Genomic DNA, 24,481 nt, shown 5'->3' on the forward strand with positions numbered 1-24,481 from the left:
TATTTCAACTGATTGAGTTACTTCAGCTTATTGATGAGTTTTCCGTATTTCTCATCTTCTGACTTCATAAAGTTCCCCAGATCATCACCGTACAATGGGTACACTTCAAACCCTTGCTTGGTCGCAAAGTTCTGGAGTTTCCCTTCTTTAAATACGGTTTTCATCGTGGCAATGAGCTTTTCCTGAACATCGTGAGGAATACCGGCCGGAGTCACTAAAGCATTCCACGTCGAAAAACTGTATTTATACGGTGTGGCCTGCTGGAAGACCGGGATATCTTTGTACAGTCCGGTATTCGTTTCAGCCATGGTGGCTAAGTTTTTGACCATGCCGGCTTCAACCATACTTTTCGCTTCTCCCGGAGAAGAGGTAGTAAAGTCGATCCCGCCGGATACCAGTTCCATCAAAGCAGAACTTGAACCTTCGGAAGGCACATAGGTCACAGAGTCAGTCGGAACACCCATGGCATCGAGCATCCCAATCAGATTCAAATGCCAACCTGAATTCAGCCCGCTCCCGGATGCTTTCAATTTGCCCGGATGTTGCTTGATGTAATCCGTCAATTGATTGACATCTTTAAACTGGGAGTTGGTTGCCACCTGAATCCCCCCCAAGTTCACAGCCAGTCGCGTGATCGGTGTATAGTTCTGATAGCTCAGGTCGGTCATTCCCTGATGGTGCATCATGGCGATTTCAACGGTTGCCACACCCAAGGTGTAGCCGTCAGGCTTCGCCTTTGCCATTGCATCATGTCCGACAACACCGGCACCACCGGTACGATTGACCACGTTGACATTGACACCGAGTTGCTCTTGCAATCCTTCCGCAACCAAACGGGCAACCGTATCGGTGTTACCACCGGCGCCCCATGGAACGATAATTTTAATGGGTTTATCCGGCCACGCTGCCATGGCACTGGTTGAAGCCAATAGCGCAGCAGTAATCAGACTGAGTTGTAGGGGATGTTTCATGTTGGCGCTCCTGTAATATTATTTATTGGTTCAGGTAAAAGTCGTTCTAGTCGTTCTATAAGACGGCTTAATCGAATGTTTTCATCGTCGTCCGATATGCTTGTGCCGATGCCGCAATTTGATCAAGGATGACACCTAAGCCCCAATATTTCTCTAACACGTCATCATCCGTCACTCGGCTGTGTACTGAACTGAATGTGCCGAGGCGCTGATGGAAGACTTTGGCATTTTTCGGATAACCCAGCGTTTCAGTCACGGCACTCAATGAAAGGAACCACGATAGCTGCTGCGCGAATTCAGGGGCTTGAGCTGCATGGTGATAGAGCCAGTGATACAGATCCGGATGGAAATTGGTAAAGACACCACTGAAACCTTTCGAACCATGCTGCATCGCTTCATAAGCAATCGCAGCGTTGGCATTAATAATTGCCAGCGGTGACGATTGGGTTAACTGCACCCGACGTTTTACCGTTTCCAGATCACAGCTCACATCTTTCAGCACCACAAAGCGTCCGGAATCCGCACAGAATTGAATTTCTTCATCGGTGAGTAACCGTCGATAGGGCGCGGGACATTCGTATAATCCCAATGGCATGTCTGCAGGAATGGCATCCATCAAAGTATTCAGATGATTCAGGAAGGTCTGAGTCCCTTGATTGTCCGGATCGAGACGATTGGTCACCAAAACCAAAGCATCGATCCCCGTTGCAGCCATCGCTGTCAGCTCAGTGATTTGATCATCAATTTCAGGTGAAATATGGCCGGAAGAAATCACCGGAACACGTCCGTTGGTGTAATCGACCACAAACTGAGATAACGCCACACGTTCTTCAAGAGACAAAAACAGCATTTCACTTGACTGACAGACGGCAAAAAGCGCATCGGCACCATTAGCAATGTACCAGTCAATTAACTTCTCTAACCCTTGGTAATCAATTTCATTTTGGTCGGTAAATGGTGTCAACATTACCGGTACAATGCCTTCAATCTTTTTCATCTTCTATGTCCTAAAAACATTCTGTCCTAAAAACATTAAGTCGGTTCGCTAAATTGCGACAACTGCTACTTGCTGTTGAAGCATACGAGCTTCAACTAACGCATTATTCGGCATATTTGCAGCGCCTTCTCTCTCTACGGACAGGGAGGCAAAAGCAGTCGCATAATATGCTGCCTGAGTCAGGTTCTTTCCCTTCGCCATTGCGGCAGCCAATGCACCGTTAAATGCATCACCGGCCCCGGTCGTATCGACGACAACGGCACTGTAAGACGGGATATGGGAGCACTGTTGGCCATCAAAAAGCACCACACCTTGCTTACCCATCGTAATAATAATGTTCTGTACGCCTCGCTCATGAATAATTTGGGCCGCCTGTTTTGCGGATTCAACATCGGTAATTTCCACCCCCGAGATTTGCGAAGCTTCCGTCTCATTGGGCGTAATAATGTCCGTATTCGCAAAAAACCGATCAACTTGGGGTAGATAAGGCGCAGGATTGAGAATCACCGTAACATTCAACCCTTTTGCCAGCTTCATCACCCCGTCAATGGCGTCAAAATTATTTTCTAACTGAACTAACAATACTTTTGATTCGGTCAAATATGGGATCAGTTCCGCGACTTCTTCATCGGTGACCAGCAAATTTGCTCCCGGACATATCGCAATGAAGTTCTCACCGGCATCATTGACATAAATCACCGCACTCCCGGTCGCAGCCTGATCGGTCTCATAGATTGAAAAAGACTCCATTCCACAGGCATCAAAATGATTCTTGGCAAACTGACTGAACTGATCTTTGCCAACCTTGGTCGCAAAATGAACCCGGGCGCCTGCCGCATGTGCCGCAATGGCCTGATTTGCACCTTTGCCGCCCGGTCCGAATGTCGTATTTTTAGCAACCAGCGTTTCTCCGTTTTTAGGAAAACGGTCAACCCGGGCAACGATATCGACGTTAAATGCCCCAAAAACGCAGACCTTACCGACCATATCTGCTGATAAATCTCGCTGAGGATTCACGGCACGATTACGGTGATGGGTACGCATCAAATGGCTAATATCCAAACTCTTATCTTGTTGCAGTTCGTTTTGCAGCAGGTGTTTTTTCAACGATGCGCCACCATGGTGCCGAATCAGTAACCCATCCTGCTGCAGTTTGGATAAATCGGTCCGAATCGTTTCTTTTGTTACCCCAAGATGTAAGGACAAAAATTCAACTGTTGCCTGCCCTTGCTGACGCAACAGTTGAATAATCCTTTCTTGGCGTAGTTCTTTATACATACACTGACCCTCGCATTTAAAATTATTCTAGAAACATCGGAAATAAATGGTGGGATAGGATTCAAACAAAAAACAAGCAAACAAAAATAAACAAAAATATCGTGACCCCAATTGTTTAAATGTGATCCTTATCAATATAGGCATCTAAAGAATAGGAGAAAAATTGCGAGAAAACATACTAATTCAATCATACTGAATTTGATCACGACCAAGCGCTTTGGCTTGATAAAGGAGCCGATCCGCTCGTTGTACAATGGTTTCCGGATTATCATGCGATGCCATTTCCGTCACTCCGATACTCAAAGTGAGTTTTAAGCCACTATATTTTTCTGACAGGTCACTTCGTCTCAGGCCATCCATCAACCGGTTTAAAGCAATGAGAACCCCTGCCATATTGGTATCAGGGAAAAGCACCATAAACTCTTCTCCCCCCCAGCGACCGTAAAAATCACCTTTACGCCCCATCACAGAGACCAACTCACCGAAACAAACTAAAACTTCATCTCCTACCTGATGACCAAACCGATCATTAATCGATTTGAAGTGATCAAAATCCATGATCGCAACCGTCAGATTTTTGCCATATTTCAGCGCAAATGTGACTTGATCCCGCAATGCTTGTTCAATGCAACTCCGACTGGCAAGACCGGTTAAAGAATCGGTATTGGCGAGCACTTCCATCTGGTCATGCGCTATTTCTAACACTTTGAAATCATGCTCCCGGGCAACTTCATGCCCGACCCATTCGGCCAGCAAACGCAAAATCTCGATATCTTGACGGATAAAATTTCTCGCCGGACAGATGCTGGAAAAGTTCAGGGTGCCGTACCGTTCCCCATCGACAAAAACCGGTGCACCAAGGTAAGCTTCAAGGCCGAAGTTTTCAAAACAAGGATGGGTGACTATCTCGCTCTCTGACACATGTGAAAACCCCTGCACATCATCAGCCTGATAGACGAGACTGCAATAAGTGATACCTAAATCAAATATCATCCCCGGCGCTAACGCATGATCCGGATGAACCGCTTGCTGAATCCGATATTCATTCCCGGATATTTTACTGAAAATACCGATAGGTAAGCCAAAATGGGCCGTGCCCAACTCTAAGATCGCCTGAATTCGCTCTTGAAATGTTAACTGTCTGGATGAGGTGATCGTATGCAGTCGATTCAGCGTTTCTTCAGCAGCAAGTCGCGCTGAATCGTCCTGAATAATTGCCACAAAAAAGATAGGTTTGCCCTGTGCATTCTTGATCAGCCCCCCGGACGTCTGCCCCTGAAAAGACTCGCCGGCAGCATTGATATAACGGACAACATAAGGTTCATTTGTATCGCTGGCATGAGTGTTGAAACGTTCCTGCCCCAGCCTGATGAAATCATCTTTATCCGCATAGAGCTGCGCCGTACTCTGATTATAAATCTCTTCATTTGAGTACCGGAACAATGTTCTGGCAGCAGCATTCATACAAACAACTTTCCGTTCGAGGGTTGCAACAACCACGGCCATATCGATGTGCTCGAAAACATGTGCCAGCGTCTGAGTATCTAATCCTGATAATATGTCGTTAGCCATGTCTGCGCATCACCTCATCGGGGGGGACTGAAAAATAACATCCTCTCAACAAGTATTGTTGATATAAGAAAAATTTCCATGACCACCATGAACAAGCGCCACCTCATCCCCCGGAAGGCCCGGAGAATGAGGTCTGATTCCGGTCTATTATCAAGATGACGCTGAACTCGTTTTCACGACTTGCCCGGCACGCCACCAGCGTAAGACATCAATGACCACAAAAAACAGTAAACTCACACCCATCACCGGCATCGCCAGCCCCAGCAAAACTGCAATCATCATCGCGAGAGTACGGTATAACACGGGCATCGCCAGCCAAGTTTGCAATAACGTCTGAACAGGAGAACCGGCAGCAGGACGTCGTTTCCACCACATGCGGTAGCCCCAAATCACCATCATACATAGCGTCAGACCAAATGCAGCCAGCAGCAGTTGATTCGGTAAACCAAACAAGACACCCATATGGGCATCAATCCCCCAGCGGATCAGTTTTGCAATCAGCGGAAAATGAGCAAAATCAGCCCGACTGGTAACAATCATCCGCTGCGCATCGACAGCGACACTATCCACCTGTGTCGGCCAGGCGCGGTCAATTTCACGCACCAGCCACGCTTTAGTCGGTGTTCTCGCCGGTACAATTTCCAGCTTCGCCGCATCAATACCGGCCTGCCTTGCAGCCAGCAGGACACCATCGAATTGCGCATCAAGCGCATGATTCACATCCGTGGTATCTTGTGGTTTGGCATGATGATCAGCATGGTCGTGATGCCCGCCGGACATGGCGCTTTCGTATCCGGGTAAATTTCTGGAAACCGAAGGCGTTACCCATCCAATCGCCTGACGCCACTGTGCAATATGACTACCGGCCCACTTTGACCACGTCAAGCCGGTTGCCGAGATAAAGAACAATCCTAAAGCAATCACTAATCCCGCCTGAACATGACGACGACGGTGTCTGACATACACATTGCGGTTATAACTACGCTGCTTCATCCGCTTTTGCCGCTGTCTGGTTGTCCACCATAAAATCAAACCGCCAGACGCTGCAATCCACAACCATGATGCCGCCAGTTCACTGTAGACTCGTCCCCACTGCCCCAACATCATATTCTGGTGTAAATAATCCAGTTTGATGCGCAATGGCAAAATACCACTGGTGCCATAACTGGCCAGCTTGCCACGGACCGCTAGTGTCACCGGGTCAACAAACACGGTTTGTGACTCATAGCCATGCAAAGCCGGATCAATAAACATCACACGTGTGGTATAGCCCTCCCCGGTCGAGGGACGAACAGCTTTCAGTTGTAAATCGTGGGGTAAACTTTCCCGCGCAGCGCGGATCTGTTCTGCCAGCGTATGAAATTCACCCCGGTTTGGAGTCGTGAGCTCATGATGATATAACCGCTGCTCAATTTGGGGCGTCAACACATAAAACGTCCCCGTCAAAGCAGCAATAAAAATAAAAGGACCGACGAAAATCCCCACATAAAAATGCAGACGTGCAATAAAAGCCAGCAACTGAGTTGCCGGTGATTTTGAAGACTGAACATTCATTTTAGTTCTCTTTGCCGGAATTCAGCACAGCCAGAACCCCGGTGATTTTTTAGATGTCATTAAATCTCCCTAAACCATTCAAGTTCAGGGCATTAACTGTTTTGATTGACCAATGAAAACAACGAGGTTGGCGGAGCCCGGGGCAGCTGGTTTTTACAGCATTCGGCGCGGAGTAAGAAAGGTTGAATTGTCACACGAAGCCACACCAATACAGCACGGTGAGACACCAATAGTAATGACATATGAGTGAGGCCACTCATGTGGAGCAACAAGGAACAGTAACCACACCATGCATGATGCAATACATGCGCATCCTGGTGGTTCACGGTTGTGGCGTGTGTCGTGTGATGGGCAGCCATTTGATGAGGAGAATGGTGGCTTGATCGATGCATCATCGTCTGGGAAACAAGTGGCGCCATGTAGATCATCAGTATGGCAAGTAACCCAAGCCAAGCCACTGACCGTTGCCACTTGAGTGTCAGTCCTGAATGACTATCAGTAGTATTCGAGCCAGTAGTATGAGAGCAACCCAATAAAATCACAACGTTTCATAAATGAGAATGAATCACAGTTCGGTATACTAACACGCTTGTATGATCGGCACCTCAAACTTTTTTGAATTGGCAGTTACAGCTGCGATTTCACGGTTCGGTTTACCGCCGGTACCGTCTGGCAACTGTTGTCGGGAGGGATTGAACACAAACATAAATTTGAATAAATATGAAACAGAGACCACAATTTTAGAGTCTGCATTCTAAATTAAAGGTTTGTCCGCAACACGCTGCCGTCATTGGGGGGAACGTTCAAAGAACGACAATCGATCAGCAGCGGTTGCGGACAATAGTCTAACTCATATGCATAAAAACATCATGCTTAATTATTTTTTTATCGATTCGAGGCCAAGATTCAGGCCATATTGACTCCGCCAAAAATCAATCTCATCCATACAAAATCACTGCGCCCATAGATTCGGACTGCCAAAGTGGTCGTCAAGTTCCCGGCTGAACCAACGTCCATTAAGCACATGCTGCAGCAAGTAGACTTTACTCTCTTGGCTAACGGTATGGTCATCCTCAATCATGGCTATCACATCTTTGACCGTAAAGGTCGGTTCACTACGATAAGCAATTGCCGCATTGTGGTTCGCATCCATCATATAAACGGTCTGCCCTTTATCTTCACGCTTCAGATTCCACGGGTTCCATCGCGTTGTATCAGAAAAACTCGTATGACCGGTTCGGATAAATGCCTCCAGATGACGCTTAAATAATAAACCTAAAGCCTTCGCCCCCGGAGAATCAAATGCTTTGCCTAAATATGGCTTCCGAAAGTGATCATCCAACAGTGGCAGAAAAACCCCGTGAAATGCACCCAGATCTTTCATCTGAGATCCGACAACTGTCGGATCCGAACCGTAGTCAAACTCACCTGCATAGATCGGTGCCCGAAAGTGTGCCGCCATCTTTTGCGCGGATTGCGCAACATTAAACGACCGATACAACATACCACCGTAGCGATAGACAAACCGATATTCATTGACCCGTTTCGGATCCGCGGCCCAGTCTTCTTTTTGACTGAAATAAGGATCACCTAAAGCAAAGAAAGAGAACTCATCATGTCCCGTCAGCATCATGGTCGGGACTTCATTATAACGATGCGTAGCAAATCCCTCTTGCGGTAATACCGTGCCATCACGATAGAGATGCGGGAAGACGCTCATTCGAATCCCTGCATTTTGCATCAAACGGGCAATCCGGTCTGCGGGAAGCGTCAGCAGATATTTTTTGACTGCCGGCGTCGGTTGCGCTAACCACGCTTCGGCTGATTGCTGATCCGGCTGAACCCCATCTTCGACCACCAACCGGGCAAACGCACGGCGAAAAACAATCTGGCTGGCCTCAACCGGTGATGTGGTCATCCCACCGCTAAACACAATCGCATGCTCGAACTTACCGGCAAACAACGGCGAAATCAGCATAGCCATCACATCGCGCCCACCGGCTGAAAATCCGGAAACCGTGATATTGTCAGCCTGCCCGCCAAACTGACTGATATGATTGCGAATCCAGTCCAGTGCCCGAGCCTGATCAAGTAAGGTAAAGTTACCGGAAGCCTGAACCGCATCATCGGATTTCAGCACGTTCATGGGATTAAAACCCAGCGCTCCCAGACGGTAATTTAAAGTCACAATGACAGCATTGATATCAACAGCTAGCTGGCTCGGGTCAAACTCATCAGCCCGCCCACCCTGATTGTTGCCACCATGAATATAGAGCACAACCGGCAGTTTTTTTTGCGTGTTCGGCCGATAGATATTCAGATTCAGGCAATCTTCATTGCCAATCACTTCACCGGATGAGACCTGAGGACAAAGATTACCTTGTTGATCGGCCTGAAAAGGTTCATCGCTCGCCTTTGGCGGCTGAGGCAGTTGCCAACGCAGGTCACCAACCGGAGCCTGAGCATAAGGGATCCCCAGCCAACGATTGGTGCCGGAACCTGAGTCCGTCACGCCGATGATAACGCCCTGCTTTAATGTCACTTGTTCTGTATAAGCGAAGGCAGAAGTCGCGCCCAAGGCCAATGACAGAGAGAGTAAAAACGTTGATAACTTACCAATAGATTGATTCATAGCATTCATTCTCATCCAGTGGGGTCACAGTCGATTGATTGCAAGTGGTAATGACATTCAAAACAAAAAAACCGGCCGGCTTCAATCAGGAAGCTACGCCGGTTTTGCCTTCAGGAAGCAACACTGAAGTGACAATCCAGAAGACTCAACGACAATAATATAAATAGCCGAGGCCGTCTATTTATCCGCGCATAATTTTGCACAAAGTGTTTGAGCATCACTAAAAAGTATTTTGAAATCAATAAATAGCGGCAGAACTATCACCTATCTGAATCAATATTGTCAGAATAGAAATAGAAGCTTATCTTTTACACGCAAACAGACTCTGTCAGCCACTGCTGACGTTGTGCTGAGGTCATAAATGTCCAGGCAATAAAACGACTGTTCTTCTGTCCTTGGTTCATTTCCACGATTTGGATCTCCTGCACACCGACTTTTTGTAGCTGTTTCTGCATCCAACGTACATTGTCTTTCTTAGAGATCAGGGTGGTGAACCAAAGAACTTGCTCAGAAAACTCACGGCTTTCCAGCGCCATGTTCTTAATAAAAGCCGCCTCTCCGCCCGGGCACCAGAGCTCGGCTTTTTGTCCGCCGAAATTGAGCGTCGGCTGAGAGGAATGATATTTACTGACTGCGTGGCCGCGCTTCACACGGTTGGCATTCAGGTTATTCAACTTTCGCTGAGTGCCTTGTGCAGCCGCTTGCAATGACTCATGAAATGGCGGGTTACAGGTGGTGATATGATATCGCTCACCCGGCTGGATAATGTCTTTGAACAGACAACGGCTGTCTGGCTGTAACCGACATTCAACCTTGCCCTGAAGTACAGGATTACTTGCAGCGATACGCTTGGCATTCTTAATTGAGACCGGGTCGATATCACTGGCGGTGTACTGCCAGCCATAGTCGCAGACACCGATGATCGGGTAGATACAGTTCGCGCCGACACCGATATCGAGCGCCTTAACCTGAGCCAATACGAGATTCGGCTCATGGCTCAACAAGTCTGCGGCTCGGTGAATATAATCCGCCCGACCGGGAATCGGCGGACAAAGGTATCCCGGTGGAATATCCCAGTCTGCCACTTGATAATACTGGCTCAACAACGCTTTATTCAGCTGTTTCACCGCCAGCGGATCAGCAAAATTGATCGTCTGTTCACCTTTCGGGTTGCGCGTGACATGCTTTTTCAGTTCAGGTAGCGCTTTGACCAGTTCGACAAAATTATAGCGCCCCTGATGCTTATTCCGCGGGTGTAACCCCTTGGAAGCCCCCACTTTCTTTACGTGAACATCAGATGATGGTTTCGTTGGCATCGGGCATTTAGCTTTCTTTGTCAGCTTGCTGTTTGGGCTCATGTGACTCATATTGGTTGGGAAAAACGCGTTATTGTCCCCTTTTTTCGCCCGTGTTTCCAGAATTGAACGATTGCCATAGCTCATGGGTAATGGTCACCTCCGGCCATGAAATAACCGGAGGGATAAGTCATGGAACCAAAACGGATTAACCGCGAATGTTTTGACTCCAATCAACAGCAAATTACTGACAGTCACTTCTTGTGCTGTATCCGCCCATAGAAACAGACAGATTATTTTGTGTCTGTTTACCTAAAGTAACTTTCGCGCCCATTGATGCAGAGCCATTCACCGTATTGACATGACACAGGTTCGCCTGTGCACCCATTGCAACGGTCACGTTGGCTTTCTGCGCGTAGAAATTATTCACATCTTCGTTAAACGATGCACCCATGCTGACATCCAGATCCAGAGTGTTGACGTTTCCTTTCAGCTCATAGGAAGCACCCATTGAGCCTTTCACCGCCAATTTTTCATCCGTCAACGCACAATCATCGGCAACAACCGCAACACCAAACTGCGCTTCAACTGCTTTCAATGGCTGATCGGTATAAATCTTCACGGTCAGTTTATCCGGCCAGATACCTTCATCACGATAGCCGTCATTCACCAGCGAAAGCTCATTGGCGGAGACACCCAGTTGCAGTTTATCCAGCAGATACTGCTTACCGGAAGCAACAACCTGCGGCGTGCTGTTGCAAACCACTTCTGCATTGATACCTTTTGACAGCACCAGCTGATTGAATGAATCAACCGGAAAAGTCTGCTCTGCGGCATACAGCGGTGAGGACATCACCACACCGGCAAGTGCCAGACATTTCATGGATGGAAACTTCATAGTAACTCCTTATAAGTTGAGGCTAACATGCCTATTGATAATATACCTGCCATATACACGCATAAGTGCATAACAGTTATGACAATACGTGTGCCTGTTCACTGTGCTGTGATGCCAGAGAAACCGGCAAAACCGATGAATGCGCCACGACCTGAAAAGCAACGACACCCCGCGGATGGAGATTGGTATCAAATTTCGGACGAAGATTTAACATCTGCATTTGCGGAGCCAGGGTAAAGCGGCATTCTGAACACAGCCTCAGCAGCGTAAATGCCAGCTGATTGAGGGACAGCGTCATCCCGACACAATTTCGTTTTCCCTGCCCGAACGGCAGATAAGTGGTCGGGTCAAGCCGTTTGAGTTGCAGGAAGCGGTCAATATTGAAATCAGCAGGATTCTCCCAGTATTCCTCATTGCGGTGAATCAGCCAGGGCGAGAACATCACATTGGTCCCTTTTTCGAGCCGATAGCCATCAATCTCAACGTCTTCACTAGTGGTTCTTTCGATAATCGGCGAAACCGGAGTCAGCCGGAGTGACTCTTTCACCACCGCCATCGTGACCGGACAGCGCTGAATCGACCACGCTACATCTTCCAGTTTCTCTGCTTCCTCGCGGATACGTTGGATCACTTCCGGGTTGCGGGCCAGATGAATCAGACACCAACAGAGATTGGTTGCCGGATTATCAATACTACCGAACAGATTCCCCATCAGCATATTGACCAGTGAAGCCATATTCTGCGGCTGATTTTCAACATCAAGTGTCTGCGCCAGTGCTGCAATCATAGTATCGGGTTCTGCCGTGACCAGTGCCCGTTCGGTCAGTTCGCGGATTTTAGCCTGATAGGCCAGTAGTTCCGGATCATTACGCAGTGCTTCCGGATTGTCCGGTGTCGCCATCTGAATCATCCGGAAGAAAATCTCGTGATTCAGGGTGACAAAACGCATCCCTTCTTCAACCGAAACTGAACTACCGATAAACGGGTCCAGCACATTGCGGGCAGCCCATTCGACGCAAACCGGCCAGATATCATCAATACCACCGGCGCCGCAACCTGCTGTCAGAAAACGCTCGGTAATCCAGTCGGCGGCTTCAGCCATGGCCGCGTGAGTGCGCTCCAGTTTCGGACTGACCAGCGGCGCAGTCATTTTCCGGCCGTTTTTCCACTCTTCACCATCTTTGGCAAACGTCAGTGAATCACCCAGAATGATCCGTCCGACAGCTGACGATGAAGGCAGTTTGTCTACTTCTTTGACAAAGCTGTCGTAATGATCGAGCCAGTATTGCACATGCTCGGCTTTGCCCAGAATAACCAGTTCGCTTTCCCCTTCACAAATGAGCCGGAATGCGCCCTGATGTTGTTTGAACCCATCCTCAATCACTTTGAGAATGCCAAAACTATGAAGTCTTTTCAGCGTGACGTGTTCTGTCGGTAGCTGTTGTTGTGATGATATGGTCATATTCTTTCTCCCTGATCCGGACCCCCTTTGTACATCACTGAATCATGTTCATGGATTGCCGACTCGTATGAATACCGTTTTTTGCAGTGGATGCTTTGTCTAAAGTAACTGATGGCGAAAAATGAACATGGCAGGCACCAACATAAGCACCGGAGCCAATTGAAAGTAGTGCGATATCTTCCGCTGTTTCCTCACCGGGCAACGCCTGAGAGTCGTAATAACGTTGAAGCAATAAAAAAGGATCGGTGGCACAGCAATGGCCGATTTCGGGCAACAGATCCAGATTCAGACAAGCACCGGTTTCCGGGAAACTTCTGGAAAAGTTCATCCAGCTCAGCTTGTTAATATTATGCGGCAGAATCACCTGCCGGGAATGCGTATCAAACGCCACTGCCTGTAATGCATCCATCACCATGTGATGATGCGCGGCAAAGAAGTCGCGATTTTGCTGCTCATGACCAAACAGTCCGCCATGAAATTCCGGATGATGCTGCAAATGGAGCCGCTTAATCTGACATCCACCGGGAAGATTATCGACAACCAGTCCCACAAAGGCATCACCCATCATGGTACAGCCGGGAATATAGCGCTGACCAAGCGGAAATTGTGAGAATGAATCACCAATCAGCAGCATCACCCGTTTTGCCACGCCACAGTCAAGCAACGATTTCGCCAGCGACAGTCCCCAGAATCCACTGCCACAGTTATGTTGGTTTACTTCGTAGCACCGCTCAACCTGACTCAGCGTCGGATGACTCCGGCACAGTTCACGGGGAAAATCGATACCATCGGCATGCTGAACCGGAAAAGCATGAACATAAACCAGTGTATCCACCACCGGTTCATCGACTGGTCGTGGTTCAACTGATAACGCCATATCCGACAGCAGCCGAAGAAATGCCTGACGAATACTCATATCCGCCGGGAGTGCCGCAACGCTGTCCATTCCGAACAACTGCCGGAAAACTCTGGCATCCACGGCCCGGCCTCCGGCAGCCTGAACAACCTCTCCGACATCAATCCGCAAATCCGGAATAAAAGAAGACATCGCAGTTATGCGCATACGTCTTCCTCCTGATGAGAAAAACCAACCCCGGTCAGAATACCCTCGTCATAACGGATCAGCAGATAATCCTGCTCCGGCTGACCATACTGTTCAAGCGCAGCAAACGGAGCGGCACACAGAAGCTTTTCATCAATAGCTATCTGTTTTGCACCAATGGCAATCTGTTTTTCATCAATAGAGATATGCCTTTCTTCAGTCGTCACCGGTGCTCCATCGTGCTCAAGCTGTTGCCCGACATCCGACAACTGAACCAGCAGTGCCGGAGAAGCAATAATCCGGGTTTGTGGGGAAAGGCCGAAGTGAGTGATCATTTCCTGAATTGACTGACCGAGATCCCGTTCAGTGACATGTGTATGCTTACGGTATCCTGCGTAAACCCAGCCACTGCCGGAACGGCTGATCTTGACGATACAGGCCGTGTTTTCCGGAGCCAGTTCATCCATCAGCGCAGAACGGTACAGTAAATGTTTCTGATCAGCGATCAGCAATAGCGCCGAACTGTCTCTTTCCTGAATGTAACGATGGATGCAGTCCAGTGCCATAAACGGTGCGGATAAACCACGATCACTGATCGCCAGTCCGAAACTCTGTTCTCCCAGTTCCAGTGAATGAATCACGTAATTGACCACCGAGGTTCCCAGATGGAGATCCGGTGTCCAGTGCGCCAGAATTACCGTATCGACATCACTTAAGTCTGTGCTCTGACGCAGACGGGGCAGCAGTTGTTCGAACATGCTGGCAAAGGCCGCTTTATCTTCGGCTCGGATGCAGTTTTCCACCCGGCTCATATGATTGTCATAATACAGACCGTTTGATTTGAAAAAGGCAGCGATAAAGTCTTCCCAGTGTCCCTGCTGTTCCAGCCATTCCGGGTTAAATGTTTCTAGATTACCGAATGTATCCCAGATAATCTGTTGTTGATTAATGACGGTTTTCATCACGCAGCCCCTAAACTTGCCGTGTAGGAACGAAAGGCGTTCAGACGATGGATATTGGTTGTCCCTTCCATATATTCGAAAGCGAAAGCATCCCGGTAACGTTTCTGCAACGCAGCATCAGTCAGCCACTGTTCAGGCAGGTGATGCGGCAGCAAAAGCGCAACCTGCTCGGCAAACCGGGTCGCCTGACGTTTCAACTGACTGGTCAGATGTACTTTGGCATCGCCGTGCTGATAACCTTCACCCACCTGAAGTAGTTTCTGGTACAGGGCATGATACTGACGCCATTCATGTGCCAGCCCGGTGACATTGGCCTGTTCCAGTACGGTCAGTAATCCTCGTGCCGTCCCCAGCGCCATCGCTGCCACCAGCGGACGGTGTTTTTCAAACACAGTACTGATCGCGGTGATCCCTTGACGCAGACCACTCTCATGCAGACCAAGAATATGCTCAGCACGGACCGGCAGGTTACGCATTTCAATTCGTGACAAACCGGCACCGGCAAGGCCATAAGCATCCAGCGGGGTGACAGTAAATGTTTCCTGATGCGCAGCCGGTTCAACCATGACCAGACGCTGGCTATTGCCCATCCGGGCAAAGACCAGTCCGACGCTGGCAAGCTGAGCACCACCGATAAACATCTTCTCACCATTCAGTAGATAATAATCATCTTCCGGAGTCAGTGTGGCTGAAATGCCCTGAGCGTCAGACCCAAAATCAGGCTCCGTCACGGCAAAAAATGTCCAGACCGGCTGTTGCAGATAACGGGAGAAGAAGAATTCCTGCTGAGATTCGTTCCCCAGAGCCATGACTGCCCGGCAGGACAATGATGTTCCCGGCATCGCCATCATACCGCTGGCATCAAATCTCGAAATATATTCAACCAAAGCTAGATAATGGATAAAATTTTCCGGGTCAAATGCCATTTCATTCAGACGTTCCCGGTAAGGATTATATTGGTCAGGTAATCCGATATGAGAAATTGCCAGCAAAACGTCATCGCATAGTAATTGACGTGCGGCATCAGGATCGGTTTCAATCAATAAACCTGCTTGTGCAAACTTAATTAAATGTTTATCCAGCCCGGATAATTTAAGTTCCTGTTCAATACACATGGTTGTGCTCCATTGGCCAATATTTGTCTGACTTAATAAGTGATCATAATTCTTTATGGATAATTCGATCATATCGAATCAGCCGTAAATAAATTGATTAGAATTGCAATTTAATTTTCTCACCACACTCTACGATGGCGGATGATGCCGTTGCACCAAGCCCGACAGTCATCAGCATCACTTTATCACCCGGATTCAGACGACCGGATTCAAATAATGTTTTCAGATTAATAAATGGGTCGGCACCAAAGCAGTGGCCATACTGACTGACATTATCAAGAAATAATAAGTCCGGTGGTAAATTTATATTTTTGGCAATTTGTTTCCAGGAAGAAATATTCACATTATGCGGCACCAGATATTTAATATCGCCCCATGAAAGGCCACTGTGTTGTAAGGTGTAATCAATATGACTCTGGGTAAACGTGAAATATTTATCCTGAAATGAATTCTGCTCCGTACCTTCCGGATAACCACTGTTGAGGCTGAAAGAACCATCCCGGCTGGTGACATTATTTGTAATTCGGAACTGATCACCATTGCGGCTCAGCAATACGGCACAGGCCACTTCACCCATAATGGTTGTATCCGGAATCAGTTGAACCCAGCGGTGAAATGCTTTTTCGGCAATCAGCACAATCGCGTACTCATCATCGTCCAACTGCGCTGAAACATAATCCAGCACCGACAGACCGGTTGCACAGTGGCTCATGGTATAACTGGCATATTCGGTCTGCGGACCGAAAATTTCTGTCACCTGTCTGGCTATCTGATGATCGCCAAAAGGAAAAACGGTCGGAATCGTATGGCAGTGAACCACATGCTTCACCTGCCCGCTCAGGTCAGGATGGCGCTCGCAGAGGCGTTCCAGTGCCGGACGAGTCATCTCGGCAATTGTTTCTTCGTCCTGATGCGGAAATGATCTGAGTCCGTAAAAACGGTCAAACATCCGGGTTTCAACACCGGAAAGTCCCAATGATTCCGCCGCTTCATGCAGCGTCTGTTGTCCGGCGGCAAAATTGATTTCTATATCTTTAATATTGCATATCATTTGACTTACCTGCATGACCAATGTCTGAGTAACGAAGAAGAAAGTTGCTGACGGTTTGGTGAAGTTCGGAACAGTTCAGCATCCCGAGATGCCCGGTGTCACGGCTGAAGAAAAGCTGTTCTGCCTGTACCATTGCATGAATCGACATAGACTCCGCCGCTTCAAAACGCTGGTCGTTCAACCCGTGGCAAATCAGCAGATCAACGTTCTGCGCGTAAATCGCTTCCGTCAGACATGCTTCCGGTAAACCGGTCAGCATCTGATAACGGATCGCAAGCTGACGGGAATCTTCCGCATCTTTTCCCTGTAACCTATCTTCCTGAGACACGTTTCCCAGCGACAGAAGATAAGCCCGGAACAGTGATTCAAGGCTCCGGGGCGCAGCCAGTAGCACCAGTGTGTTGAATATATAAGCCTGCTGTTTTTCAAGAAACATAGCCGCCAGTAACCCGCCGACAGAGTGTCCGATAAGATGTGTCACCGGTCCGAAGGTTTCTACAATCAGATTGAGCACTTCAAGCTGCTGAGCATAACCGCTTTGGGTACATTCGCTGTGCCCGTGTCCCGGCAGATCCGGGATCAGAACACAAAAACCGCAGGCACTCAGTTGCCGTGCCAGTTCCGAAAACATTGCACCGTATCCACCCCAGCCATGAATCATTAACACTACCGGTGCGGTTACATTTCCCTGCCGATAGACCGGAACCCGCCCGAAAGCAGTTTCCAGCGTCAGTTGTTCAGCCTGTGCCATCCACATCGCCGCGACTTTGCACACCGGCAGACAGCGCGGCTGTTCAAAGTCATCAAACAATTCACACCACAGATGGGAATAGAGATCTCTGCTACGGGATTCACCGACGCTATACACTGAGATTCTCCCCGCTCATCTCCGGTATGCCATGACGTCGGAAAGCACATTGTTCCGGCCTTTCATCTACGGGAAAATCTGACAGCCGAGACTGGTACATAAACGCAACCACCTGCTGCCAGACGGAAAATTCCGGCCGGGCAATATCGCCCAGCGCAACCGGAACAAAATGCTGAGCTTCGTGTTGTCCGGCTGTCCGGCTGAAGCGGGCACAAAGGATCATCGCTGACTCGACTTCACTCTCCGCAACACCAAATTCCCGGAAACAATCAAAAATCACCAGACAGTCATCACTCTCTGCCAGCATTGCCCCGGCCAGTTGCAGATGAGCCGGTGTCAGTTCCTGACCGCTGTGTTTCATGCCTAATGCCCGGGAAATCGCGTGATTTTCTGCCAGCCGCTTTTGCAACTGCGGAGTTTTACTGTCCAGTTGTGCATAACGGTGAATCATCAGCAATGTGGCCTGACACGCTTTTGTCTGTGGCTGGCAAAACGCTGCAACCTCTCGGTAAAGGGCATCGGATGCACAGCGAATTAATCGTTGTCTGTCCACTTCCGGATGAACAGCCAGCCACGGAGTCAGAGCGACTTGCTCTTCATCGGTCAGTCGTATCACCGGAGATTCCGGACGGAATACAGCCAGATCATTCAGCCATAAGGTTGCGGTATCACTCGGCCTGTTCATCAGACAACCTCCCGGAATAACATCGCACCATTGAGCAAATGCACATTGCGGGTACCTTCTGCATATTCGAAACATTTAATATCCCGGTGCAACTTCGCCAATGTCTGATCTTGCAGTAACACGCCACCGTGACAGCGATGCAGCGCTTCCTCAACCACAGACTCAGCAAGTTCTGCCGCTTTGGCTTTCGCCAGCCCGATCTGCTTCGTGACGGTTTCTCCCTGATCATAACGGGCAGAAACTGTTAACAGATTTTGTAGTGCACCGGCAAGCCGGAACTGTGCGGATTTCAGCCATGCCTGATGATATGCCACATCCATCAGCTCATGCTGAACTATATAATCCAGCGTCGCTCTGGCACTGCCCAGTGCCAGAGCACCGACACAGGGACGCAGGCTATCAAATGTCGCAATCGCTGCACCGGAAAAACGCTGAGTCGGTTTCAGATGAGCACCTAACAGGGCATCATCGCCAACAAACATATCTTCAAAGACCAGATGAGAGACATTACATCCTGGCACACCGTGTACCGGCAGCCGCTCCCGGTGGAAACCCTCAACTTTAGCGGGCTCGAACAGAAAAACATCGGTGCCGAGTGAGTTCTGATTGGTCCGGGCAAAAACAACCCCGATATCTGCGTGAATACCATTGCCGATGAAATATTTTTCACCGTTGATCAGATAGCCGCCATCGACTTTTGTTGCCTGTGTTTTGATATTTCCGGCATCGGAACCGACTGTCGGTTCACTCATAGCAAAACAGCTCCAGCTCAGTTGATCGCGGAACAAACCAAAGAAACGTTCCTGTTGCTCCGGACTGCCCAGTCCCTGTAATACGAATCCGGCCATGCCCGGTGTCGGGCAGGCAAAAATAAGATTCGGTTCCACATATCCCAGCGCTTCGTAAAACAGACAGCGCTGCACTACCGTCAGTTCATGCAGAACCTGTCCATTGGCTAATGCAATCGGCGTCGGGTTATAAGCCTCCGGTAATCCGAGGCGGTTCATCTGATGAGCTAGCGAATAGCGAGCCGTAGCCCGGTAATTTTCAGGATCTTCATCGATCAGCCGGCCAAGTGCTCGACCTTCTTCCAGTGTCGCTGTCACATAGTCCCGGATGGCCTGCCCTTCGGCGGATAATCTGTGGTTGAATATCATTTTTCTTTCCTCTGCCTTGTGCTGTGGCTCACTAACTCGCTTGCTGCTCATGCCATTGATGTTGCAGTTTCACCCGGTCAATCTTGCCGTGCAGATTCATCGGTAAAGCGGCCACAAAATGGACTGATGACGGCACCATGTAACGGGGAAGATGCTGATGCATAAACTGATCGAATGCCTGGCGTTCATCGCTCGTATCCTGTTCAAGCTGGACATACATCACCAGTTGGGTCAGTTTGTCCTGTACATAAACCGGAATCACTGCCGACTGACGAATCCGGCCGGAACGAGCCGCAACGTTTTCAATTTCCACCAGTTCGATACGGTTGCCATTCCATTTAATCTGCCCGTCTTTGCGACCTTTCAAGAATAAATTGCCGGATTCATCGACATAGCCGAAATCGCCCGAACGGTAAAAACGTTCACCATCCCGGCTGCCGAATGCGACGTTCTGCGGATGAGAAACTGGCAGATATCCATGCGCAACCTGTCCACCGTAAATCACCACTTCTCCGATTTCACTGGCCGGTAGCTCCTGCCCGTCATCATCTTCGATACGGATACGGTTGACACCCAGCGGCCGTCCAAGCGACAGCCGCTGCGAATAGCGCATATCATCGGCAGTCACCGGACAGGCATGTGTCACACAGGTGGTTTCTGTCGGACCATAGGCATGCAGCACCTGCGCCTGAGGAAAACGCGCCGCGATTTTGGCAATCAGCTGATGGGGTACAAACTCTCCACCGACAAAGAACACCCGCATTCCCGGTAGGGACTGTGCATTGAATTTCGGGTCCAGACACATCATTTCCAGAAAACTTGGGGTGGAGAACCAGCTCGATACTTCAACATCAGCTTCCTGAGTCATCAGGCGAATATTCTGACGGGGCAAAGCGTTATATTCATGCGGTAACATTACGACAGCTTTGCCAACTGCAAGTGAAGGAAAGCTGTCAAGAATGCCCATATCAAAAGCCAGACAGGCGTGATTAACGTGAGCACCACCGGAGTGGTTGAGTGTCAGACTCTCTCTGTACCACTGATAGAAGTGACCGAAGCCTTCATAACCAATCATCACCCCTTTTGGTACACCGGTACTTCCCGATGTCGAAAGCACATAAAAAATCGGATTGTCTCCACGCTGCCATAGCTGAAAGCGAAAGGCAACCGAAGGCTGATGTGCCGCAATAAAGTAGGCTTCACTACTCAGCGTCTGGTCAAGATAAGACTCAGCACCAAGGATCAGCAGGTCAGCCTCATGCATCGCCGCAACCTGTACCAACCGGGACGTCGGATTCGCCGCATCAACCACCGTGAAAGAAATGCCACACAACGTACAGGCCAGCATACTGGCAAATGTATCCAGTTCTTTATGTCCGTAGATCAGCACCCGGTTCGGCTGACGTTGCTTAATTTCATCGGCAATCGCCTGCGTTCTCGCGCCCAGCGTCCGGAAATCAACCCTACCCTGACGGTTCACCAGAGCGACCTGCTCCGGTTGTGCATGGATTCTGTCAATGATTGCCTGCATCATATTTGAAAACATAACCATTCCCTTTTTTGAGTGCTTTATCGCTGACCGCCCGGCGATCCAGCTTACTGTTCAGGTTTAATACATCATCTTCAATGGCATACCAGAATCTGGGTACCATGTAGGATGGAAAGTTGTCGGCCATCCCGACTGCAAGCTGCTGAAAATCAACCTCCTGCTCCGGCAGAACAAAAGCCCGCATCCCCTGTAAATCTTCTTTCCGGAACCAGGGTTCGACAAAGACCTCTTTGATTTCGTCCAGTTGACGCAGATAGGCTTCGACTTCATTCAGGTCAATACGGTAACCCTGAATTTTGAGTTCACGATCGTCCCGTCCCCAGAAATAGAGCATATCACCGTCAAGAGAACCGATATCTCCGGTCCGGTATTCCCGGACTTCATCAACCGGGTCAACGGAAAAGCGAGCCTGCTGCTCGGCCGATGCGCAAAGATAACCCGGACCGACACAATCGCCCCGGATGATAATTTCACCACGGCCATGTTCCTGAATCCTGTCAATACGAACTTCACTTCCGGGGCGAACTCGTCCCAGCGGTAAAGGATGTCTGCTATGGATATGCACTGGCAGAATATCTATCGCCGTAACCGCCACCGTACACTCCGTCGGACCATAAGTATTGGTCACACGACAGCCGGGAAAGCGCTCCCATAACTGAGCGACCATCTCTTTGGACAAGACTTCTCCGCAAAAAATAAAGTGAGAAAGATGAGGGAGATAACTGGCACAAAACTGGCGGTCTTTCAGGTAATAACGGGTAATCGTCGGGGTTGAAACCCAGGTTGTCACACCGTAATCCCGGTGTCTGGCAATGTATTTACGGGTGTTGATAAACTCCTGATGATCCAGTGCCGAGATCGGCTTGAGATTAATCCAGGCCAGCCAGAGTTCATACAGCGAGACATCAAAACAGTAACGGATATTGCCGCTGACACTGCCGTCAACCGGGAAAGCACTTTCCAGCCACGTGACCAGATCCGCCACATTGGCATAACTGACGGAAATCCCTTTCGGCTGACCGGTCGTACCGGACGAAAACATGATATACATGGCATCCGTCGCCTGACTGACGTTCCGGTCCCGGAGCAGTTCATCAAATCCTTGCGCACTTTCCTCAGCAGAAAAGTCTGATTCTGCGTAGACAACCAGACAAGAAATACCGAGTGTATCCAGTCTATTCTCATCCGTATCAAAATCATGAGTATCAAGAATCAGTGTCGCCTGTGCACTGGCAATGATCTGGCGTAACCGCTCCGTATTGTTTTCCGGTTCTACCGGAACAAATGTTCTCCCGACCAGAATACACGCCCAGTAAGCAATCAGATACCGATAGTTCTTATGCCCGTAAATCAGCACCGCACCACGCCCGTCGTCATTCAGTTGCCCGGCAAGTGAAACGGCGGCATCAAAAAGCTGCCGATAACTCAGATCACCACCGACATGATGGTAAGCCATCCCTTCACAGGTACGAAACGCACTAAAAACCGCGAGCAGATGATCATAATGCTGGTTCATCAGGCCACCTTATCGACACACAGCCTTTCGATATAGCGGGCAATACTACCGACCGATTCAAAATCTTTAATATCCAGTGAAGCCGGATCGATATGCAGCCCTTCGACAGCTTCTTCGAGATACATAATCAGTTCAATGTATAATCCGCTGTCAAAACCCAGATCCCGTTCAATCTGAGTCGCTTCATGAAGTTCTGATAAATCGTCAATCTCCATAACCAGGCCGATTGCATTAATCACATGATTCACGTAACTATCCATTTTGTTTTCCTTTTTATATAAAGACTTTTTATACAAATAACTTTTATGCAAACACTTCTTCTGAGGTTTCAACCGGCTGACTCAGTTTGCCGAGCAATGGCCTGTCAATTTTTCCGTTGCCGTTTTTCGGCAGAGAATCCCGGATGAATATCCGGTGTGGCACCATGTAAGATTCCAGATGCTGATGGCACCATGCTTTAATCTGTTCCCGGCTGAGTTCGGTCTGCTGTTCGACCCAGGCAACGATTTCATCACCGTAGACCGCATGGGGTACGCCGATCACCGCCACCTGCGCGACACCGGCCAGTGCAGCAATCACGGTTTCCACTTCTTTCGGTGCCACCTTTTCGCCACAGCTTTTAAGAATTTCATCCTTCCGCCCGACAAAATAGAGATAACCTTCATCATCCAGACGACAGATATCTCCGGTATACAGCACCATCTCACCGGGATAACGGCCCGGTTTTAGTTTCTCCGCTGTTTTCTCCGGATTGCGCCAGTAGCCGGGCATCACGGTATCACCGCGGATTACCAGTTCTCCGGTCGCATTACTGCGGTGTTCCCGGCCTTCGTCATCCACCAGCCACATTTCGGTATTGGGAATGGCCTTGCCGACACTCTCTTTGCGCTGTGACAACATCTCCGGTTCCAGATAGGTGCAGCGGTGACATTCCGTCAGGCCATACATTGAATAAAGCCGTGCGGCAGAAAATATGTTCTGAACTTTATCGATCGCATCCGGATGTAATGCTGCCGCAGTATTGGTGACGGTCCGGACACACGAGAGATCGAAGCGTTTTGCCAGCGGCTCGATAAGGCTGAGCATGGTCGGTACAATCGGGAAAACCGTCGCCTGTTGTTTCACCAGACGGTGCATCACAAACAACGGCTGGCTGAAAGAAGCTTCGATAATCAGTGTTGCGCCATGCAATACCGACATCGTCACTTGATGTAGGCCATAATCAAAGCTCAGTGGCAGCGCACAGAAAATACGATCCGATGATTCCAGCCGCAGATAAGTCGAAACAGACTTAGAAGCAGCCACCATGTTTTTCTGGGTTAACATGACGCCTTTCGGCGTACCGGTTGAACCGGATGTATAAATAATTGCGGCTAAATCCTGAGAAATCGGCGTGATAAGATCAATCTGGGAATACTCACCGGCCAGCGCCTGCTCCAGCAGAGTAACGTCATCACTGAACAAGCCATTAACCAACAGCTCCGGCTGGCTTTTCATCAGCCCGCGGGCTTTGCCGAATTCATCCGTCAACGCTTCATCAACCACCACCAGCGCTGACTCACTGTCATCGATCAGCCAGGCCAGTTTTTCATACTTGGTATCCGGGTTGACCGGAATAAACACACCGCCCAGATACTGAATCGCCCAAAAGCACTGAATGAAGGAGAGCGAGTTTGCCATATACAGCATCACCCGGTCACCGCGCCCGACACCCTGTCGGGACATATAGCGGGCCAGTTGCAGGGCGTGATGCCGTAACTGACTGTAGGTCATCTGCTGATCGGCATCGATCAGTGCAATTTTTTCCGGTGTGTGATACGCGCTGAAATCAAGATATTCGCTTAAAATCTGTCTGTTAATGTCCATGAACTGAATTC

The 24,481-nt window shown here is 49.1% G+C and carries 21 protein-coding genes; all 21 read right to left on the bottom strand.

Features of this window, described 5'->3' with window-relative positions:
• Positions 1-17 precede the first annotated feature (17 nt).
• Positions 18-971, bottom strand: coding sequence for a tripartite tricarboxylate transporter substrate binding protein (locus VRK_RS09765; protein ID WP_059121182.1), 954 nt, complete (start codon positions 969-971; stop codon positions 18-20).
• Positions 972-1,038: 67 nt separating this feature from the next.
• Positions 1,039-1,968 carry a dihydrodipicolinate synthase family protein gene (locus VRK_RS09770; RefSeq protein ID WP_059121183.1) on the bottom strand — a complete coding sequence of 310 codons (930 nt, stop codon included), beginning with the start codon at positions 1,966-1,968 and terminating at the stop codon, positions 1,039-1,041.
• A 48-nt stretch (positions 1,969-2,016) separates the two neighbouring features.
• Complete coding sequence (gene rbsK / locus VRK_RS09775) at positions 2,017-3,246, bottom strand: ribokinase (RefSeq protein ID WP_059121184.1); 1,230 nt, start codon at positions 3,244-3,246, stop codon at positions 2,017-2,019.
• Between the two features lie 183 nt (positions 3,247-3,429).
• Positions 3,430-4,818, bottom strand: coding sequence for a sensor domain-containing diguanylate cyclase (locus tag VRK_RS09780; protein ID WP_059121185.1), 1,389 nt, complete (start codon positions 4,816-4,818; stop codon positions 3,430-3,432).
• A gap of 150 nt (positions 4,819-4,968) precedes the next feature.
• Positions 4,969-6,372 carry a PepSY-associated TM helix domain-containing protein gene (locus VRK_RS09785; RefSeq protein WP_059121186.1) on the bottom strand — a complete coding sequence of 468 codons (1,404 nt, stop codon included), beginning with the start codon at positions 6,370-6,372 and terminating at the stop codon, positions 4,969-4,971.
• A 92-nt stretch (positions 6,373-6,464) separates the two neighbouring features.
• Positions 6,465-6,914, bottom strand: coding sequence for a DUF2946 domain-containing protein (locus VRK_RS21685; protein WP_157371894.1), 450 nt, complete (start codon positions 6,912-6,914; stop codon positions 6,465-6,467).
• Between the two features lie 410 nt (positions 6,915-7,324).
• Positions 7,325-9,004: a carboxylesterase family protein gene (locus VRK_RS09795; protein ID WP_059121188.1), complete on the bottom strand. Its 1,680-nt coding sequence runs from the start codon at positions 9,002-9,004 to the stop codon at positions 7,325-7,327.
• 308 nt (positions 9,005-9,312) lie between these two features.
• Positions 9,313-10,362 (bottom strand): 23S rRNA (adenine(1618)-N(6))-methyltransferase RlmF, encoded by a 1,050-nt coding sequence (gene rlmF, locus VRK_RS09800; RefSeq protein WP_059122732.1) that lies wholly within the window; start codon positions 10,360-10,362, stop codon positions 9,313-9,315.
• Between the two features lie 181 nt (positions 10,363-10,543).
• Positions 10,544-11,197, bottom strand: coding sequence for a GIN domain-containing protein (locus tag VRK_RS09805; RefSeq protein WP_059121189.1), 654 nt, complete (start codon positions 11,195-11,197; stop codon positions 10,544-10,546).
• A gap of 76 nt (positions 11,198-11,273) precedes the next feature.
• The gene (locus VRK_RS09810) at positions 11,274-12,659 is read right to left on the bottom strand and encodes a cytochrome P450 (RefSeq protein WP_059121190.1); all 1,386 of its coding nucleotides are present in this window, start codon (positions 12,657-12,659) and stop codon (positions 11,274-11,276) included.
• Between the two features lie 34 nt (positions 12,660-12,693).
• A complete protein-coding gene (locus VRK_RS09815) occupies positions 12,694-13,722 on the bottom strand; it encodes a beta-ketoacyl-[acyl-carrier-protein] synthase family protein (protein WP_059121191.1) in 1,029 nt (342 codons plus the stop codon).
• Positions 13,713-14,663, bottom strand: a complete 951-nt coding sequence (locus VRK_RS09820; protein WP_059121192.1) for a hypothetical protein — start codon at positions 14,661-14,663, stop codon at positions 13,713-13,715. The genes VRK_RS09815 and VRK_RS09820 overlap by 10 nt, the downstream gene beginning before the upstream one ends.
• On the bottom strand, positions 14,663-15,778 hold the full coding sequence (locus VRK_RS09825; protein WP_059121193.1) for an acyl-CoA dehydrogenase family protein: 1,116 nt from the start codon (positions 15,776-15,778) through the stop codon (positions 14,663-14,665). The genes VRK_RS09820 and VRK_RS09825 overlap by 1 nt, the downstream gene beginning before the upstream one ends.
• Before the next feature lie 97 nt (positions 15,779-15,875).
• Positions 15,876-16,829 carry a 3-oxoacyl-[acyl-carrier-protein] synthase III C-terminal domain-containing protein gene (locus VRK_RS09830; RefSeq protein ID WP_059121194.1) on the bottom strand — a complete coding sequence of 318 codons (954 nt, stop codon included), beginning with the start codon at positions 16,827-16,829 and terminating at the stop codon, positions 15,876-15,878.
• Entirely contained in the window at positions 16,813-17,697 is an 885-nt protein-coding gene (locus VRK_RS09835) for an alpha/beta fold hydrolase (RefSeq protein ID WP_059121195.1), read from the bottom strand. The genes VRK_RS09830 and VRK_RS09835 overlap by 17 nt, the downstream gene beginning before the upstream one ends.
• Positions 17,690-18,382, bottom strand: a complete 693-nt coding sequence (locus tag VRK_RS09840; protein ID WP_059121196.1) for a hypothetical protein — start codon at positions 18,380-18,382, stop codon at positions 17,690-17,692. The genes VRK_RS09835 and VRK_RS09840 overlap by 8 nt, the downstream gene beginning before the upstream one ends.
• Positions 18,382-19,539 (bottom strand): acyl-CoA dehydrogenase family protein, encoded by a 1,158-nt coding sequence (locus tag VRK_RS09845; protein ID WP_059121197.1) that lies wholly within the window; start codon positions 19,537-19,539, stop codon positions 18,382-18,384. Before VRK_RS09845 ends, VRK_RS09840 begins: the two co-directional genes overlap by 1 nt.
• A gap of 31 nt (positions 19,540-19,570) precedes the next feature.
• Positions 19,571-21,085, bottom strand: coding sequence for an AMP-binding protein (locus VRK_RS09850; protein WP_059121198.1), 1,515 nt, complete (start codon positions 21,083-21,085; stop codon positions 19,571-19,573).
• Positions 21,054-22,604, bottom strand: coding sequence for an AMP-binding protein (locus VRK_RS09855; RefSeq protein ID WP_059121199.1), 1,551 nt, complete (start codon positions 22,602-22,604; stop codon positions 21,054-21,056). Before VRK_RS09855 ends, VRK_RS09850 begins: the two co-directional genes overlap by 32 nt.
• Positions 22,604-22,864 carry a phosphopantetheine-binding protein gene (locus VRK_RS09860; protein WP_059121200.1) on the bottom strand — a complete coding sequence of 87 codons (261 nt, stop codon included), beginning with the start codon at positions 22,862-22,864 and terminating at the stop codon, positions 22,604-22,606. Before VRK_RS09860 ends, VRK_RS09855 begins: the two co-directional genes overlap by 1 nt.
• Before the next feature lie 43 nt (positions 22,865-22,907).
• A complete protein-coding gene (locus VRK_RS09865) occupies positions 22,908-24,470 on the bottom strand; it encodes a class I adenylate-forming enzyme family protein (RefSeq protein ID WP_059121201.1) in 1,563 nt (520 codons plus the stop codon).
• Positions 24,471-24,481: the final 11 nt, after the last annotated feature.

Origin of the sequence: Vibrio sp. MEBiC08052, assembly GCF_001506075.1 — a bacterium.
Taxonomy (GTDB): Bacteria; Pseudomonadota; Gammaproteobacteria; order Enterobacterales; family Vibrionaceae; genus Vibrio.

Coding starts and splice junctions, on each gene's coding strand:
- VRK_RS09810 (WP_059121190.1), bottom strand. CDS start 12,659: ATGACCATATCATCACAACAACAGCTACCGACAGAACACGTCACGCTG.
- VRK_RS09865 (WP_059121201.1), bottom strand. CDS start 24,470: ATGGACATTAACAGACAGATTTTAAGCGAATATCTTGATTTCAGCGCG.
- VRK_RS09845 (WP_059121197.1), bottom strand. CDS start 19,539: ATGATATTCAACCACAGATTATCCGCCGAAGGGCAGGCCATCCGGGAC.
- VRK_RS09850 (WP_059121198.1), bottom strand. CDS start 21,085: ATGTTTTCAAATATGATGCAGGCAATCATTGACAGAATCCATGCACAA.
- VRK_RS09805 (WP_059121189.1), bottom strand. CDS start 11,197: ATGAAGTTTCCATCCATGAAATGTCTGGCACTTGCCGGTGTGGTGATG.
- rlmF (WP_059122732.1), bottom strand. CDS start 10,362: ATGAGCCCAAACAGCAAGCTGACAAAGAAAGCTAAATGCCCGATGCCA.
- VRK_RS09770 (WP_059121183.1), bottom strand. CDS start 1,968: ATGAAAAAGATTGAAGGCATTGTACCGGTAATGTTGACACCATTTACC.
- VRK_RS09840 (WP_059121196.1), bottom strand. CDS start 18,382: ATGAACAGGCCGAGTGATACCGCAACCTTATGGCTGAATGATCTGGCT.
- VRK_RS09795 (WP_059121188.1), bottom strand. CDS start 9,004: ATGAATCAATCTATTGGTAAGTTATCAACGTTTTTACTCTCTCTGTCA.
- VRK_RS09785 (WP_059121186.1), bottom strand. CDS start 6,372: ATGAATGTTCAGTCTTCAAAATCACCGGCAACTCAGTTGCTGGCTTTT.
- rbsK (WP_059121184.1), bottom strand. CDS start 3,246: ATGTATAAAGAACTACGCCAAGAAAGGATTATTCAACTGTTGCGTCAG.
- VRK_RS09860 (WP_059121200.1), bottom strand. CDS start 22,864: ATGGATAGTTACGTGAATCATGTGATTAATGCAATCGGCCTGGTTATG.
- VRK_RS09780 (WP_059121185.1), bottom strand. CDS start 4,818: ATGGCTAACGACATATTATCAGGATTAGATACTCAGACGCTGGCACAT.
- VRK_RS09830 (WP_059121194.1), bottom strand. CDS start 16,829: ATGATATGCAATATTAAAGATATAGAAATCAATTTTGCCGCCGGACAA.
- VRK_RS09815 (WP_059121191.1), bottom strand. CDS start 13,722: ATGCGCATAACTGCGATGTCTTCTTTTATTCCGGATTTGCGGATTGAT.
- VRK_RS09855 (WP_059121199.1), bottom strand. CDS start 22,604: ATGAACCAGCATTATGATCATCTGCTCGCGGTTTTTAGTGCGTTTCGT.
- VRK_RS09820 (WP_059121192.1), bottom strand. CDS start 14,663: ATGAAAACCGTCATTAATCAACAACAGATTATCTGGGATACATTCGGT.
- VRK_RS09765 (WP_059121182.1), bottom strand. CDS start 971: ATGAAACATCCCCTACAACTCAGTCTGATTACTGCTGCGCTATTGGCT.
- VRK_RS09825 (WP_059121193.1), bottom strand. CDS start 15,778: ATGTGTATTGAACAGGAACTTAAATTATCCGGGCTGGATAAACATTTA.